This is a genomic window from Pseudoalteromonas sp. SR41-7, from assembly GCF_014163935.1.
Lineage (GTDB): Bacteria > Pseudomonadota > Gammaproteobacteria > Enterobacterales > Alteromonadaceae > Pseudoalteromonas > Pseudoalteromonas distincta.
Window position 1 is genome coordinate 65,149 of sequence record NZ_JACJEF010000009.1, and the last position, 15,780, is coordinate 80,928.

Here is a 15,780-nt window from a genome sequence, read left to right on the forward strand (position 1 = left end):
CAAAAAAGGACATGAACTTTCATAACTATACTAATGAGCAGCAATAATCGGGGATGTTAAGCCATTAAAGTAATGAAATACCATAAAACTATCTAAATGTTAACTGAATAGCCCTTCATTTGTTGAATACTTATTCACTTTTACTCGCCTTTACGTTTACGTAAGCTGCACCTTTGGGTGCTTGTGTTTTTTACAATATGTTAAACTTGACACCAGTGTCATGAAAAAATAGTGGTTAAAATAACGCTAAATGTTAAAAATAATGATAAAAAGAAATCTTGCTATGAAGTGAGAAATATTCAAGAATGTGAATATGTATTCAAAGTGCTATTGACTCTATTTAAGATAGAGGCTAGTTTTGTCCGTCTGTTAGCAAATCGTCGAGCAGTTCATCCACGCTAACAGTGCAGCAAGGGGAGGGGTCTATGTTATACGACTCAAAGTTAGAAAAAGAAAATTGTGGCTTTGGCTTAATAGCCCAAGTTAATGGTCAAGCTAGTCATAGGCTTATTCGTACTGCTATTACGGGGCTTGATCGCATGCAGCACCGTGGCGGTATATCTGCCGATGGTAAAACAGGTGATGGCTGTGGTTTATTATTACAAAAACCAGATAGCTTTTTCCGTGCAATTGCCAGTGAACATAATTGGCACTTAGGCAAAAACTACGCAGTGGGTATGATATTTTTAAATTCAGACCCTGTTTTAGCACAAGCTGCAAAACAAATACTTAGCGAAGAATTAGAAAAAGAAACGCTAAATATTTTAGGTTGGCGTGTTGTACCAACCGACCCATCTATGTTGGGTCCTATTGCTGTACAGCAATTACCAGGTTTTGAACAAATTTTTGTTAGCGCGCCAGAAGGTTGGCGTTCTAAAGACTTAGAGCGTCGCTTATATGTAGCACGCCGCCGCGCTGAAAAGCGCATTGTTGATGATGAAGCTTTCTATATCGCAAGTCTATCTGGTTTGGTAACTATCTATAAAGGCTTAATGATGCCTGCGGATTTACCTAATTTTTACCTAGATTTAGCTGATATTCGTATGACGAGTGCGATTTGTGTTTTCCATCAGCGCTTTTCTACTAATACTCAGCCGCGTTGGCCTTTAGCTCAACCTTTCCGCTATTTAGCACACAATGGTGAAATTAATACTATTGAAGGTAACCGCCAGTGGGCACGCGCACGTTCTTATAAGTTTGCGTCACCGCTTATTCCTGACTTACAAAGCGCAGCGCCGTTTGTAAACGAAACCGGTTCTGATTCATCAAGCCTAGATAATATGCTTGAGCTATTTTTAGCTGGCGGCATGGATTTATTCCGCGCTATGCGTATGCTCGTGCCGCCTGCATGGCAGAAAAACCGTGCAATGGACGACGATTTACGTGCATTTTACGACTTTAACTCTATGCATATGGAACCATGGGATGGCCCGGCAGGTATTGTTATGTCGGATGGTCGTTTTGCAGCGTGTAACCTTGACCGTAATGGACTTCGCCCAGCACGTTATGTAATTACACAAGATGGTTTTATTACGCTTGCATCAGAAGTGGGTATTTGGGATTACACTGCCGATGAAGTGGTTGAAAAAGGCCGTGTTGGTCCAGGTGAATTATTAGTTATTGATACTAAACTTGGCAAAATCTGGCACTCGGATGAAATCGATCAAGATTTAAAATCTCGCCATCCTTACAAGTCATGGCTTGAAGAAAACGTTAAACGTTTAGTTCCATTTGAAGAACTTACTGAGCAAGACGCTGGTAATCGCTCATTTGATGACGAAACGCTAGCTAAATATCAAAAAATGTTTGGTTATACCAACGAAGAGCTTGATAGCGTTATTCGTGTAATGGGTGAAAACGGCCAAGAAGCGACAGGCTCAATGGGTGATGACACGCCATTTGCTGTGCTTAGTGAAGGGCATCGTTCACTTTATGATTACTTCCGCCAAAAATTTGCGCAAGTAACAAATCCACCTATCGATCCACTACGTGAAAACCATGTAATGTCGCTTGCAACCTGTATTGGTAGTGAGCAAAACGTATTTAACGAAACAACGGGCCACGCTAAGCGCCTACAGTTTGATACACCAATTTTAATGTACGCAGATATGCAGCAGCTATTAAATGCTGATGAAGCGCACTACAGCTACTGTAAAATTGATATTACCTACACAGTTGAAGAGGGTTTAGAAAACGCGGTTACGCGTATTTGTGACCAAGCACAAGAAAAAGCAGCTGCGGGCTGTATCATGCTTATTTTAACTGACCGTAACTTTGATGAAATAAATTTACCAATTCCAGCAGCTATGGCTGTAGGTGCGGTACAAAAACGCTTAGTTGATAACAACTTGCGCTGTGAATCAAATATTATCATTGAAACTGGCAGCGTGCGAGATGCGCACCAGTTTGCTGTGCTATTAGGTTTTGGTGCTACGGCAATTTATCCATACCTTGCGTATGAATCGTTAGTTGCGATGAGCGACAGCAAAATTATTGATAAGTCGTATTGCGAAGTGACCCTTGCTTATCGTAAAGCCATTAATAAAGGCTTGTACAAAATTATGTCTAAAATGGGCATAAGTACGGTTGCGTCTTATCGTTGTTCAATGTTGTTTGAAGCGGTGGGATTATCTGATGCGATTATTGAAATGTGCTTTAAAGGCGTTGCAAGTCGTATACAAGGTGCATGCTTTACCGACTTTGATGACGATCAGCAAAGTTTGCACAAACTTGCTTTAAGTAAGCGTAAATTATTAAGCCACGGTGGTTTATTTAAGTACGTTCACGGTGGTGAGTATCATGCTTATAATCCAGATGTTATTCAAACTCTGCAAAAAGCGGTTCGATCAGGTGATTATAAAGACTACAGTGCGTACGCTGATTTAGTTAATAATCGTCCAATAGCGACTTTGCGCGATATGTTAGCGCTTAAATTACCTGAGCAAGGTATAAGCATCGATGAAGTAGAGTCTGCAGAAAACCTATACAAGCGTTTTGACTCAGCAGCAATGAGTATTGGTGCGTTATCACCAGAAGCGCATGAAGCGCTAGCAATTGCAATGAACCGCTTAGGTGGTTGTTCAAACTCGGGTGAAGGCGGTGAAGATAAACTGCGTTATGGTACAGAGAAAAACTCGCGTATTAAGCAAGTCGCTTCAGGTCGATTTGGTGTAACGCCTCATTACTTACGCAGTGCTGACGTTATTCAAATTAAAGTAGCGCAAGGTGCAAAACCAGGCGAAGGTGGACAATTACCAGGTGAAAAAGTAACGCCGTATATTGCTAAGCTTCGTTATTCGGTACCAGGTGTTACGTTAATTTCGCCACCACCGCATCACGATATTTACTCAATTGAAGATTTAGCACAGCTAATTTTCGATTTAAAACAAGTAAACCCTAAAGCACTTATTTCTGTAAAACTGGTTTCAGAGCCAGGTGTGGGAACCATTGCAACAGGTGTTGCTAAAGCATATGCCGATTTAATTACTATTTCTGGCTACGATGGCGGTACAGGCGCAAGCCCACTTACTTCTGTTAAATATGCGGGTAGCCCATGGGAGCTCGGACTTGCTGAAACACAGCAAGCACTAGTTGAAAATGGCCTTCGTCATCGCATTCGCCTGCAAACAGATGGTGGCTTAAAAACAGGTTTAGATATTATTAAAGCGGCAATTTTAGGTGCTGAAAGCTTTGGTTTTGGTACTGGTCCAATGGTTGCCCTTGGGTGTAAATACTTACGTATTTGTCACTTAAATAACTGTGCGACCGGTGTTGCAACACAAGACGAAACACTTCGTCAAAAGCATTATCACGGCTTACCAGAAATGGCGATGAACTACTTTAAGTTTATAGCGCAAGAAGCGCGTGAAATTATGGCTAGCCTAGGCGTTGCAAATTTAACTGACTTAATTGGCCGTTTAGATTTATTAGAAGAAATTGAAGGCAAAACTGCAAAGCAGAAGAAAATTGATTTATCGTCTGTTATTGCTCAGCCGAACAACCCAACTGGCGAAACGCTGTATTGTAGTGCGCCTAACAGTTCGCATTATCTAGGTAAGTTAAACGAAAGTTTATTAGCTAAAGCGCAAGAGGCAATTGATACGTCAAGCGGTATCTCGCTTGTGAGTCGTATTTGTAATACTGACCGCTCTGTAGGTGCAATGCTTTCGGGTTATATTGCTGATAAACACGGTAATCAAGGTATGGCGGCAGACCCCGTAGCAATTGAATTACACGGTACGGCGGGTCAATCGTTTGGTGTTTGGAATGCCGGTGGTCTTGAAATGACATTGGTTGGCGATGCTAACGATTACGTAGGTAAAGGCATGGCAGGCGGTAAGTTAGTTATTCGTCCACCACTTGGCTCATCTTTTGAAAGTCATAAAGCAACCATTGCTGGAAACACATGTTTGTACGGCGCTACAGGCGGAAAACTTTTTGCAGCGGGTTGTGCCGGTGAGCGCTTTGCAGTTCGTAACTCAGGTGTGCAAGCGGTTGTTGAAGGTGTAGGTGACAACGGTTGTGAATACATGACCGGTGGCGTTGTGTGTGTACTTGGTAATGTAGGTGTTAACTTTGGCGCGGGCATGACTGGTGGTTTTGCTTATATTTTAGATGAGCGAAATGATTTTGAAAAACGCATTAATCCAGAGCTTGTAGAAATAGTAACACTAGACGAATTAACGTCACATCAAGAGCATTTACGCGGCTTAATTGCTGAGCATTTAGAGCTTACGGGTTCGTGCAGAGCAGAAAGCATTTTAGCTAACTTTGAACTGTACTTACCGATGTTCAAATTAGTAAAACCAAAATCAAGCGACGTAAAAAGTTTACTCGGGCATCGCGCTCGTAGTAGTGCCGAACTACGTGTTCAGGCGCAATAAGGGGGCAGTATGAGCGAAAATGTATATCAATTTATAGACGTGCAGCGTGTAGACCCACGCAAAAAACCAATCTCGTCACGTAAAAAATCTTTCGTAGAAATTTACGAACCCTTTTCAGAGAATCAGGTTAACTCACAAGCTGATCGTTGTTTAGATTGTGGTAACCCGTATTGTGAGTGGAAGTGCCCAGTACATAACTACATTCCACAATGGTTAAAGTTAATACGCACAGGTCGTATTATAGAGGCAGCTGAGCTTTCACATCGTACAAACAGTTTACCAGAAGTGTGTGGCCGCGTTTGCCCACAAGACCGCTTGTGTGAAGGCTCGTGTACGCTCGACGAAGAGTTTGGTGCAGTTACAATTGGTAATATTGAAAAGTATATTACCGATGAGGCATTTAAAATGGGCTGGAAGCCTGATATGTCTTATGTAACTTGGACCGACAAAAAAGTAGCTATTATTGGTGCAGGCCCAGCTGGTTTAGGGTGTGCTGATATTTTAGTTCGTAACGGCGTAAAACCAGTGGTGTTTGATCGTCACCCAGAAATTGGCGGACTACTCACGTTTGGTATTCCTTCTTTTAAACTTGAAAAAGAAGTGATGCAAAAGCGCCGTGAAATTTTCACTGAAATGGGCGTGGAGTTTAAGTTAAATGTTGAAGTAGGTGTTGATATTACGCTTGATCAAATTTTAGCTGATTACGACGCCGTATTTTTAGGAGTTGGTACGTATCAAAGTATGCGTGCAGGTCTTGAAAATGAAGATGCACCAGGTGTTCACGATGCACTCCCGTTCTTGATTGGTAACACTAACCGTGTAATGGGCTATGACGAGACTAAGCAGCCGTGTATTGATATGGCTAACCAAAAAGTAGTTGTACTTGGTGGTGGTGATACAGCGATGGACTGTGTGCGTACGTCTATTCGTCAAAATGCTGCAAAAGTAACGTGTGCTTATCGTCGTGATAAAGAAAATATGCCTGGTTCTAAACGTGAAGTTAAAAACGCCAAAGAAGAAGGCGTTATATTTACCTATAACGTTCAGCCTAAAGGTATTGTATTGAACGATAAAGGTAAAGTAACTGGCGTTAGAATGGTTAAAACTAAATTAGGCGAACCTGACGCAAATGGCAGAAGTCGTGCTGAAGAAGTACCTGGTTCAGAGCATGTGATTGAAGCTGACCAAGTTATTATGGCATTTGGTTTCCAGCCTCACAAAATGGATTGGTTAGAAAAATACGATGTAGAAATAAACCACTGGGGCGGCATTAATGCACCAGAACAGGGTGAATTTACACATCAAACAACGAACCCTAAAATATTTGCTGGTGGCGATATTGTGCGTGGTTCAGATTTAGTGGTAACCGCTATTTTTGAAGGACGTAATGCTGCAGAAGGTATTATGGATTACTTAAAAGTTTAATTGTTCGTATTAATAAAATAAATAAGAAGCAAGCCAACTGGCTTGCTTTTTTTATTGTTTGATTCGAATGTAATGCCAACGTAGTTAGCCACAAACGGTATTATATTAATATCACCTGTAGCATAGCTTGCTTTAGCGACACCTTGAGCTTTTACCTTTAGTGTAACTATTTAGTGAGGGTATGCTTGTTTCGAGCTAAATACGGATGCTTTGGGCATCTATTAAGCAGCCTTGAGGGTTAATTTATACATGCAAACTTTACGCTTTACGTAACCAACACAAGGGTACAGGCATATACTTATAGCAACTCGAGTTTTTGGATTTTCAGCAGTACTAGCTAACGTTATTTGGCCATAATCTGTAGCTTCTTTTGTTGCTTAATATGCTATAACTCTTGTTTGCATCGTTGTATAAATACTTTGATTTGAAGAGTTAATTGATTGGTTGCTTGTCTAAATACATATATACAGTACCGTTAACACCATCTTTAACTGCGAGTGTTATACCACTACTTTTACTATTACTCAGTACTATTAGTGCGGGTAGTGCGGGAATAAAAAAGTAAACTTATTTATTTTTTAACTCTTAATATTATTGCATTATCCCTTACAAAGGTAAGTAATGGTTAAAGTATTCGCTTTTATCAACCCGAAATAACTAATCTTAAGAGTTGATTTAAATATAAAGTTGGTCCATTATCGCACGCTGTTTACGGTTTGCTTACTTTTTTTCTACAAGTAAGCTTTTATATATTAATAAAATAAATAGAAATTATGTACGAATATTCAAACAAGTCGGAAAGGAAACTCATTGTTCGATTCTTCTCTTCAATAGGGTTTATAGCAACGTTTTCTATGGCTAGCCTAGCATTTATTAATAGCAGTTATTTATTAGCGTGTACCTTGGTTGTTTCTTCGTTTGTTTATTTATTGGCATTTAGCATAAGTAGGGGAGTAGAGAAGTCAGGCACTATAATTTTATACAACCTTTATGCACTAATGTTTTACCTAGTCCTCACTGGTGGAGCACAAGGAACAGGTCCTATATGGATATTCATAGTGTCTCCTGTTACTTATTCAATACGCGGACTTAAGCGAGGTACATTTGATATAATTTTGTTTTTATTAGCGATTATTTTAGGCTTTTACTGCGCTGATACATTCAATATATATGACTATAGTCCGGAACAGTTTCCTATCAGAATCATACTCGCTTTTATAATTGTCGCGTCGCTGAGTGGCTACTACGAGTTTTCAAGAGAAAAATACAGCAGTAAAATAATTGCTTTGAGTCAAAAAAATGAATTTTTAGCAACTATAGATCCACTCACTAACCTGCCAAACCGTCGCTATACCATGAATAAGCTTGTGGCTTTCAAAAGTGAGCTGAAAGATAATAATACTCCCTTTGTAATTTTATTAGCTGATGTAGATAATTTTAAAAAAATTAATGATCAATTCGGCCATGATTTTGGCGATGAAGCACTTATTCAGTTAGCTAAAACCTTTGATAAAAGTATTCCAAAAAATGCGATTGCATCACGTTGGGGCGGAGAGGAGTTTTTAATTGTTATCCCAAATGCAACAGTTGAGCAGGGGGAGCAAGTTGCAGAAAAAATCCACAACGCCCTTGAAGCTTCAGCTGTGAGCTTATTTTCAGATAGTACCAATATTACGCTAAGTATTGGTGTTATCTCTGCAAGTGCCGAACGCTCAATTGATCTTGATATCAAGCGTGCTGATGAACTACTTTATAAAGCAAAAGCGCAAGGTAAAAACAGAACGTGTTCTTCTTAAAAGTTTATCTACTTTAATCCATTGAAAACGAATCAAGTGATGGCTTTATTTTAGCCTTTCTGCGCTTTACGCTCATGTAACACATTGCATTACAGACAATCTGCATTGTAATTAATAGCCAATAACTTATGCCTAAGTCACTTAGGTTATTTACTTTTTCGCTAGTAAAGTAATAGGCTACAGCGATTATCTGAAGAACTAAAAAGCTATTTAAAAACCTCAGTAAACGCTGTTTAAAGTAAGTATGCTTATATTTACTAAAAATAATTAAACAGCTGCTTAGCGCTAATAAAAACCAACTTAAAATGATACAAAAATTAACTAAAGTACTGTGCATTATTTAATCCTTCAAAGCTCTATTAACCAATGTTAGGCATGGGCCATTATTAGTTCTTTAGCATTCGCTTTAGCTGTTTTACTGATATTATCACCACCAAGTAAGCGAGCTATTTCATTAATACGACCATCTTTATTCAAAGGCAGCATATGAGTGAACGTTTCGCCTTGTGCTATTTCTTTAGCTACAAAAAATTGTTGGTGTGCGCTACTAGCAACTTGCGGTAAATGGGTAACACAAATCACTTGAGTAGACTTACCTAACTGGCGCAATAGTTTGCCTACGGCTGATGCTGTAGGGCCAGAAATACCTACATCAACTTCATCAAAAATAAGCGTTGGGGTTGTTACTTTTTGGGCAATAATTACCTGTATAGCAAGGCTAATTCGCGAAAGCTCACCACCTGAGGCTACTTTAGCTAACGGCTGAAGTGGCTGCCCAGGATTAGTTGATACTAAAAACGACACATTATCGTACCCTAAGCTATTAGGTGCGCGGCTACTCTCTTGAGTTAAAGCTATTTCAAATACACCGTTTTCCATCGATAAATTAGCCATGCTTTCACTTATTAGTGTGTTAAGTGTATTCGCATACTCATAGCGACTTTTACTTAGTTCATCGGCAGCTTGCTTATAACTAAGTAACGCGCTTTCTATTTCTGACTCTAGTTGCTCCAGACGATTACTATTATTACTTATTGACTCAAGCTTCTGAGCAATCGATTGATGAAACTCAACTAGCTGCTGTGGTTTTATGTGATGCTTACGCGCTAAATCCATCGCACCGCTTAGTCTATTTTCTACTTCACCTAAACGAGCAGGATCTAAATCTGCTTGCTCAGTATAATTTCGAACTTCACGGCTTGCTTCTTCAACTTGTACTGCGGCTTCACTAAGGAGCGCTGCTACGCCTGCTAAGCTTTCGTCGTATTGAGCCAGCTCAGCGAATTGTTGGGCACTGTGCTGCAGCATTGAACAAGCATTTTGTTCATCACTTTCATATAAGTATTGTAATTCACGTTGGCACGATTCTAATATTGTTTGGCTATTACTAAGTTTGTAATGCTCGGCCTCAATTAAATCAAACTCACCTTCTTGTAAGGCAAACTCATCGAGCTCTGCAACTTGGTATTCTAACAATTGTTTTTGCGCTGCTTGTTGCTGCTGTTGTTGCTCTAAATGTTTAAATTCTTTTTGTAAGTTAGCAAACTGTTTATAGTTGTTATTTACATCATTTACTAAGTGGTGATGCCCTGCATAGGCATCTAAAAGCTGTAACTGATGCTCAGCTTTTAATAAGTGTTGGTGGGCATGTTGTCCATGAATAGATATTAAATATTGACCAAGTTCTTTTAATTGTGATGCGGTAACGGCACTGCCATTAATATAGCTTTTACTGCGTCCATTTTTGCAAACAACACGACGTAATAAACATTCATTATCGTCATTGTTTAGCATATGTTGCTCTAAAAACGATTGAGCTAGCGGTAAATCTGTTAGGTCAAATTGAGCGCATACTTCTGCTTTATCAGAGCTTGGGCGCACTGCTGATGCTTCAGCTCGTTCACCTAAACATAATGATAGCGCATCAATAGCAATAGATTTACCAGCACCTGTCTCGCCAGTGATCGCGGTCATACCGCTGCGCCATTCTGTGCTTAAATTACTAACAATTGCAAAATTTTTAACTTCTAAACCAATTAACATACTGTTTATCCATCCAGTCAATTAACTGTTAATTTATACAGTGTTTTGGTTTTTTGCAAATTAATTTTTTATTATTTATGCAACGCTTACATCTTGAGTAAATTGTGTATCAGAAGTTTTTGGGGAGGTATCAATTTGATCATCAACAATATCAGTAGCTTGTATAATGTCTTCGGTTTTAAGTAGCCCGATAAGTGGAGGTAAAGTATTTAGGTAAAAACTCTTATTGTATAAAATTCCTTGCTGAGGTAACTCAGATACAAAGTACTGTATATTATCAATCAATGGCTGGATTATATTCGTTTGATTAGTTTTAATTAACTCGTTGGACAACGTATTAATTAGTAGGTCAGCGGTATCTTCAAGTTGTTGCAAATTCTCGTCTGTATGCGATTGCACAACAAAAAAATTATTTACAATAGCTTGAATACGAGGAACGTATTTTGGGCGAATTATTTTAGCATCAAGAAGATCATTAAGCTTTGCTTTAAGGCGTGAATTTACATGCGAAACCCGTTCATTAAATAGTTTTTTTCTAGCTTCGATTGCTTTTTTGCGATTACTCTCAATTTTGAGGTAACTGTATAAAAGTGTAATTAATAGCAGTAAAGCAAAGAATACTACATAAGTCATTGCTACTCGTTCCTAAATTATTTGATTATTATTTTAAGCCGCCATTTTGCTTTATAGTACTAAATTTGGCAATAAAATTAGTACAAACGACTACCCCAATTTAATTTTGTACGTAAAACGTTGTAGTACGAGTAATTTTTTGGATGAATTAAGCGCAGTTGTTTATCCGCTTTTTTAATTACTACCTCATCGCCGGGTAATACGGCAAGCACAACATGGCTGTCGCAACTTACCTGTAGGCTATCTGTATTTTCTAGGCTTAGCTTTAAGCGTACTTCGTTATCGGCATCGACCACTAAAGGTCTACTAGATAAGGTATGAGGAAACATAGGCACTAACGATATTGCATTTAGCTCTGGCGTTAAAATTGGCCCGCCACCTGAAAGTGAATATGCCGTAGAGCCAGTAGGGGTTGATACTATTAAACCGTCAGAGCGCTGAGAAAACACAAAGTCATTATTTATAAAAGCTTCAAACTCAATCATATGCGCTACTTTATCGGCATGAAGTACCGCTTCGTTAACGGCTGAGTTTGCACTCTTTAATTCGTTGTGGCGATATACTTCTACTTCTAATAAAAAGCGTTTTTCTTCAAGGTACTCACCACTGAGGACTTGCTCTAAGCTCGCTTCAAACCCTTCAGGGTTTAAATCAGTTAAAAAGCCAAGGTTACCTCTATTTACTCCAATTACAGCAATGTTAAAGCGCGCAAGCACGCGTGCAGCACCAAGCATGTTACCGTCACCGCCAACAACAATAGCTAAATCGGCTTGTTCTCCTAAGTCGACTAACTTAACAAGTTTGTCATGCGGGATATCGTCTAATTGACTCCCTGTACGTTTTTCTACTATTACCTCAAAACCAAGCGCAAGTAAAAATGTATGTAAGCGCTGAAGGGTAGCAGCGGCTCCCGGGTGATTAGGTTTGCCAATTAGGCCTATGGTATTAAAAGGAGAGTCCATAATGTACGCACAAAAAGATTTAATAATTGTAGAGTAACTCAAAACAGAAGTGTTTGAAAATACAGATTATAGCAATATTATAAACCTTCAATTTTATTCGCAGTGAGTTAACTGCACGACTTGAAAAACAACTAAACGCCCCGATATCTCTTTCATGCAACAAGATGTAGATACCATGAAACTAAACTCACGAGATCAGCAAATTTTTTCAGCTGTTATGAACATGTACTGTAATGGTGAAGGCTTGCCTGTCCCATCAACAAAAATTGCCAAGCTCAAAGGCATGGCAGTATGCTCGGCTACGGTTCGTAATGCTATGGCTCGCTTAGAAAAAGTGGGGCTATTGTATTCACCTCATACATCTGCAGGACGAGTGCCAACAAATGAAGGGTTTGATTATTGGTTTGACGAGTTTTTTCCACTCGCTGACATTGCTAATTATTGGCAACCAGAGCAATCACAACTCGTTGAACTAGCACATGGTTTGAGCCAAAAATACCAAATATGTTGTTGTGTTGGTTTACCACAAGCCAGCTCGCAGCAAGTGTTTAGAGTAGAAGTGCTTGATTTTGATTCTACCGACTGGCTTATTCTATTAATAGACAGGGCTGGGCAGAGCCACAACATTTGTATTGATAAACCTCATGACTCGTCAGACTCTGTTCGTTATCAGTTTGCAACATGGTTGAACACCGTATTTAGTCAACAAACTCTTATGGAGGGTTTGTATCGTATGCAGGCGATGGCAAATACAGCGCCTCGAAATTGTCATGATTCGCTTAATCAATGGACTCGACAACTAAGTCAAAAATTAGGCTCAGATAATAGTATTGTAGTTGGCGAAAATTACCTCTATAAACAAATCGATTGTGAGCAAAGTTTAAATATTGGTGTTTCGTTTTTAAATTATGTAGAAGATAAACTCGCTTTTAAAAACGGTGTATCGGTACTTAATAGCGAAAAATTGCCTTTTACTGAGTGTGATGAATTGATCGTAATAAGCGTGCCGTACTTTCAAAATCAAGAATACCAAAGCCGCTTTTGTATAATTTGCCCTAAATCAGCGCAAATCGAAGAAATAATTCGAGAATTTAAATTAATTGAGGCATCTAACTCTTGAATCTTTTTATTCAATCCCCATAATTACCGCAGTTGTAAAGAATTGGAGCACGTATTTTATGTCTGAGCAGACACAAAACCCTGAGCAAGAAGTAGAATTAAACGAAGAAATTTCTAAAATGCAGGCTGATGTAGAAGCAGCAGTAGAAGCCGCTGATCAACATGCAGAAGAAGAGCAAAGCCCTGAAGCAGAAATAGCTATGCTATATGCAGAGCTTGAAGCTGCTAAACAAACTATTGCTGATCAAAAAGATGGTGTTGTTCGTGCTGCAGCAGACGTAGACAACATTCGTCGTCGTGCAGCACAAGATGTAGAAAAAGCGCATAAGTTTGCACTAGAAAAATTTGCTAACGAATTACTACCTGTAATTGATAATCTTGAGCGTGCTATTGAGTTTTCTGATAAAGAAAATGAGACTTTAAAGCCGTTGCTTGAAGGTATCGATATGACAGTTAAAAGCTTTAACGATGCTGTTGCAAAGTTTGGTGTTGAAATTGTAAACCCACAAGGTGAGCAGTTTAATCCAGATTTTCATCAAGCAATGTCAATTCAACCAAGTAACGATGTAACACCTAATACAGTACTTGCTGTTATGCAAAAAGGTTACACATTGAATGGTCGTTTATTACGCCCTGCAATGGTTATGGTTTCTAAAGCTGCTGATGCTTAATTGAATTATTAGTTTTGAAAAATGCCTCATATTGAGGCATTTTTTTTGTCTTTTTTATAGTGAATTAACTGTACGAGCATAGTAAGCAACACAGCGCTAAACATTAGACTTGAAAATGGCACTGCGCTTTTTGCATGCATAATAGCGAGTAGTGGGCCAACTAACGCGCCACTGCCAAAACGAAGTGTGCCAATTACGGCCGTTGCCGTGCCTGTGTTTTTTTCAAACTTCATTAATATTAGCGAGTCAGCATTACTTGCAGTGACGCCTAAGCTCATCATTAATGGCGCAATAGCAGCCACAATATAATAAAGTGATAAATGCAATAAGCTAAATGTTAACAAAGCCAGCCCCGATACAAATCCAAATGTAAGCCCAATATAGAGCATTTTTCGAGAGCCCAGCCTTGGTACAATTCGCGTATTTAAAAAGTTACCAAACATCAGCGCCATTACGTTAAAGGCAAATAACACACCAAATAACTGTTCTGACACTTCATATAAATCTAAATAAATAAATGGTACTGAGGTCAAAAAGCAAAAAAATCCAAACGATACAAACATAGAACTGAGTATGTCGGCACGTGCATCTTTATTACTGAGCACTGTTTTATAGCTGTCGAAAAACAGAGCGAGACCCTTTTTTTCGTTTTTGTGAATAGGAATATCAATTAGATACACTTGCACAAATGCCAATATTAAAAAGCTATACCCAGCAAGAACCAAGAATATGGTTGACCAAACTGAAAATCCTAAAATAAACGAACCAACAGAGGGGGCAACTAACGGCGCTACCATCATAATCATCGACACATACGACATTCCCTTAGCTGTATTTTGCTGATAAATATGGCGAATAATACCGGGTACTACTACCGTTGCTGCCGCTCCCGTAAATGCTTGCACTGCTCGAAGAGTCCAAAAAGCATGGATTTCGGTGGTAAATGCCAGTGCAAGTGAGCTTGCACCAAATAAGGTTAAGCCGATACGTGCAAGCTTACGGCGGCCAATTTGATCGGCAATCGGGCCAAAAAATAGCATCCCTAATGAATAGCCTGCTAAGTAAATACTCAACGATATTTGTACATTGGGCATATTAGTGTGTAAATCGTTTGCAATTACCAGCATGGCAGGTAAGTACATATCTATCGCCAATGGCGTAATCGCCACGATACTGGCTAATAAAGGCAATAAAATACGGGTATTAAAAGACGAGGCTGAGGCGTCCATGTGTAAACTCAACAATCACTAAAAACAAGGGTTATAGTGTAACAGGGCATTGTATTTGGATAAACTTAGTTTGCCCGCTAAGTTTATCGTCATATTGCTTTTTTTTAATATAACGGTACATAAAGCAAATATTTTAAATTGGTACTGTGTTTGCTATTCTACAAGCAATAAAAAATTCATTACTTAAGAGAATTATCATGAAAAAACTAGTACTTGCAGTATTAGCGACAGCCGTTTTAGCCGGTTGTAAAACGTCACCAACAGGACGTACTCAAATAGCGCTTTACTCAGATCAACAAATGAGTGAAATGGGTACTGCTAGCTTTGCAGATATGAAAAAAAGCCAACCAATTAATAAAGATGCTAAAACAAATTCTTATGTAAATTGTATTGCTGAAAAAGTAGTCGCTGTATTACCAAAAGAATACGCGTCGCAAAATTGGGAAGTAGTAGTATTTGAAGATGAATCTGCTAACGCCTTTGCACTACCTGGTGGTTACATTGGGGTTCATACGGGCTTACTAAAAATAGCCACCAATCAAGACCAACTAGCAACAGTACTAGGGCACGAAGTAGGGCACGTAATTGCTGAGCATTCTAATGAGCGAGTTTCACAAAGCTCTATTTTAGATACCGGTATGCAGCTTGGTAGTGCTGCACTTGAAATGGGTAATATTCAATACCGTAACGAAATTATGCAAGGCTTAGGTTTGGGCGCACAATATGGAGTTGTTTTACCATTTAGCCGCTCTCACGAATCAGAAGCCGATACTATAGGTCTGGATTTAATGGCACAGGCGGGGTTTAATCCACAAGAGTCGGTTACACTTTGGGAAAATATGAGTGCAGCGGGCAGCGGTACAACCCCTGAGTTTTTATCTACTCACCCAGCGCCAAGTAACCGTATTAAAAATCTACAAGCGCAAATGAGTAAAGCACTTAGCGAGCAAAGCACTGCTAAAGCACAGGGTAAAAACCCACAATGCACACTGTAGTTAAGCGCTTTACTATCTGAAGTA

11 protein-coding genes are annotated in these 15,780 nt (G+C 39.2%); 6 read left to right on the forward strand and 5 right to left on the reverse strand.

Annotated elements, in window-relative coordinates; genetic code table 11:
• The first annotated feature begins 425 nt into the window (after nucleotides 1-425).
• The 3 genes from gltB (at nucleotide 426) to H5092_RS13395 (ending at nucleotide 8,104) form a co-directional block, all read left to right on the forward strand.
• A complete protein-coding gene (gene gltB / locus H5092_RS13385; protein ID WP_004335377.1) occupies nucleotides 426-4,883 on the forward strand; it encodes a glutamate synthase large subunit in 4,458 nt (1,485 codons plus the stop codon).
• 9 nt (nucleotides 4,884-4,892) lie between these two features.
• A complete protein-coding gene (locus tag H5092_RS13390) occupies nucleotides 4,893-6,308 on the forward strand; it encodes an FAD-dependent oxidoreductase (RefSeq protein ID WP_004335378.1) in 1,416 nt (471 codons plus the stop codon).
• A gap of 854 nt (nucleotides 6,309-7,162) precedes the next feature.
• Nucleotides 7,163-8,104, forward strand: a complete 942-nt coding sequence (locus H5092_RS13395) for a GGDEF domain-containing protein (protein WP_182733691.1) — start codon at nucleotides 7,163-7,165, stop codon at nucleotides 8,102-8,104.
• A gap of 13 nt (nucleotides 8,105-8,117) precedes the next feature.
• Here the strand turns inward: H5092_RS13395 and H5092_RS13400 are convergent, their stop codons facing one another.
• The 4 genes from H5092_RS13400 to nadK all read right to left on the reverse strand — a co-directional run bounded on the left by H5092_RS13400 (nucleotide 8,118) and on the right by nadK (nucleotide 11,742).
• Nucleotides 8,118-8,441: a hypothetical protein gene (locus H5092_RS13400; RefSeq protein WP_182733692.1), complete on the reverse strand. Its 324-nt coding sequence runs from the start codon at nucleotides 8,439-8,441 to the stop codon at nucleotides 8,118-8,120.
• 32 nt (nucleotides 8,442-8,473) lie between these two features.
• Nucleotides 8,474-10,147, reverse strand: coding sequence for a DNA repair protein RecN (gene recN / locus H5092_RS13405; protein ID WP_182733693.1), 1,674 nt, complete (start codon nucleotides 10,145-10,147; stop codon nucleotides 8,474-8,476).
• 75 nt (nucleotides 10,148-10,222) lie between these two features.
• Nucleotides 10,223-10,780: a hypothetical protein gene (locus H5092_RS13410; protein ID WP_024597393.1), complete on the reverse strand. Its 558-nt coding sequence runs from the start codon at nucleotides 10,778-10,780 to the stop codon at nucleotides 10,223-10,225.
• A 77-nt stretch (nucleotides 10,781-10,857) separates the two neighbouring features.
• Complete coding sequence (nadK, locus tag H5092_RS13415) at nucleotides 10,858-11,742, reverse strand: NAD(+) kinase (RefSeq protein ID WP_004335384.1); 885 nt, start codon at nucleotides 11,740-11,742, stop codon at nucleotides 10,858-10,860.
• Between the two features lie 154 nt (nucleotides 11,743-11,896).
• Here nadK and H5092_RS13420 point away from each other — a divergent pair, with 154 nt between their 5' ends.
• Nucleotides 11,897-12,862, forward strand: coding sequence for an HrcA family transcriptional regulator (locus tag H5092_RS13420; protein WP_004335385.1), 966 nt, complete (start codon nucleotides 11,897-11,899; stop codon nucleotides 12,860-12,862).
• A gap of 58 nt (nucleotides 12,863-12,920) precedes the next feature.
• Nucleotides 12,921-13,532: a nucleotide exchange factor GrpE gene (grpE, locus tag H5092_RS13425; RefSeq protein WP_024597391.1), complete on the forward strand. Its 612-nt coding sequence runs from the start codon at nucleotides 12,921-12,923 to the stop codon at nucleotides 13,530-13,532.
• Nucleotides 13,533-13,558: 26 nt separating this feature from the next.
• On the opposite strand, the gene H5092_RS13430 is transcribed toward grpE, so the two are convergent.
• Nucleotides 13,559-14,761: a Bcr/CflA family efflux MFS transporter gene (locus H5092_RS13430; protein ID WP_182197406.1), complete on the reverse strand. Its 1,203-nt coding sequence runs from the start codon at nucleotides 14,759-14,761 to the stop codon at nucleotides 13,559-13,561.
• A gap of 197 nt (nucleotides 14,762-14,958) precedes the next feature.
• Here H5092_RS13430 and H5092_RS13435 point away from each other — a divergent pair, with 197 nt between their 5' ends.
• On the forward strand, nucleotides 14,959-15,756 hold the full coding sequence (locus H5092_RS13435) for a M48 family metallopeptidase (RefSeq protein ID WP_004335391.1): 798 nt from the start codon (nucleotides 14,959-14,961) through the stop codon (nucleotides 15,754-15,756).
• Nucleotides 15,757-15,780: the final 24 nt, after the last annotated feature.

What these genes read in the sequence shown, in the direction of transcription:
- gltB (WP_004335377.1), top strand. Translation starts at nt 426, where the DNA reads ATGTTATACGACTCAAAGTTAGAAAAAGAAAATTGTGGCTTTGGCTTA.
- H5092_RS13390 (WP_004335378.1), top strand. Translation starts at nt 4,893, where the DNA reads ATGAGCGAAAATGTATATCAATTTATAGACGTGCAGCGTGTAGACCCA.
- H5092_RS13395 (WP_182733691.1), top strand. Translation starts at nt 7,163, where the DNA reads ATGGCTAGCCTAGCATTTATTAATAGCAGTTATTTATTAGCGTGTACC.
- H5092_RS13400 (WP_182733692.1), bottom strand. Translation starts at nt 8,441, where the DNA reads ATGCACAGTACTTTAGTTAATTTTTGTATCATTTTAAGTTGGTTTTTA.
- recN (WP_182733693.1), bottom strand. Translation starts at nt 10,147, where the DNA reads ATGTTAATTGGTTTAGAAGTTAAAAATTTTGCAATTGTTAGTAATTTA.
- H5092_RS13410 (WP_024597393.1), bottom strand. Translation starts at nt 10,780, where the DNA reads ATGACTTATGTAGTATTCTTTGCTTTACTGCTATTAATTACACTTTTA.
- nadK (WP_004335384.1), bottom strand. Translation starts at nt 11,742, where the DNA reads ATGGACTCTCCTTTTAATACCATAGGCCTAATTGGCAAACCTAATCAC.
- H5092_RS13420 (WP_004335385.1), top strand. Translation starts at nt 11,897, where the DNA reads ATGCAACAAGATGTAGATACCATGAAACTAAACTCACGAGATCAGCAA.
- grpE (WP_024597391.1), top strand. Translation starts at nt 12,921, where the DNA reads ATGTCTGAGCAGACACAAAACCCTGAGCAAGAAGTAGAATTAAACGAA.
- H5092_RS13430 (WP_182197406.1), bottom strand. Translation starts at nt 14,761, where the DNA reads ATGGACGCCTCAGCCTCGTCTTTTAATACCCGTATTTTATTGCCTTTA.
- H5092_RS13435 (WP_004335391.1), top strand. Translation starts at nt 14,959, where the DNA reads ATGAAAAAACTAGTACTTGCAGTATTAGCGACAGCCGTTTTAGCCGGT.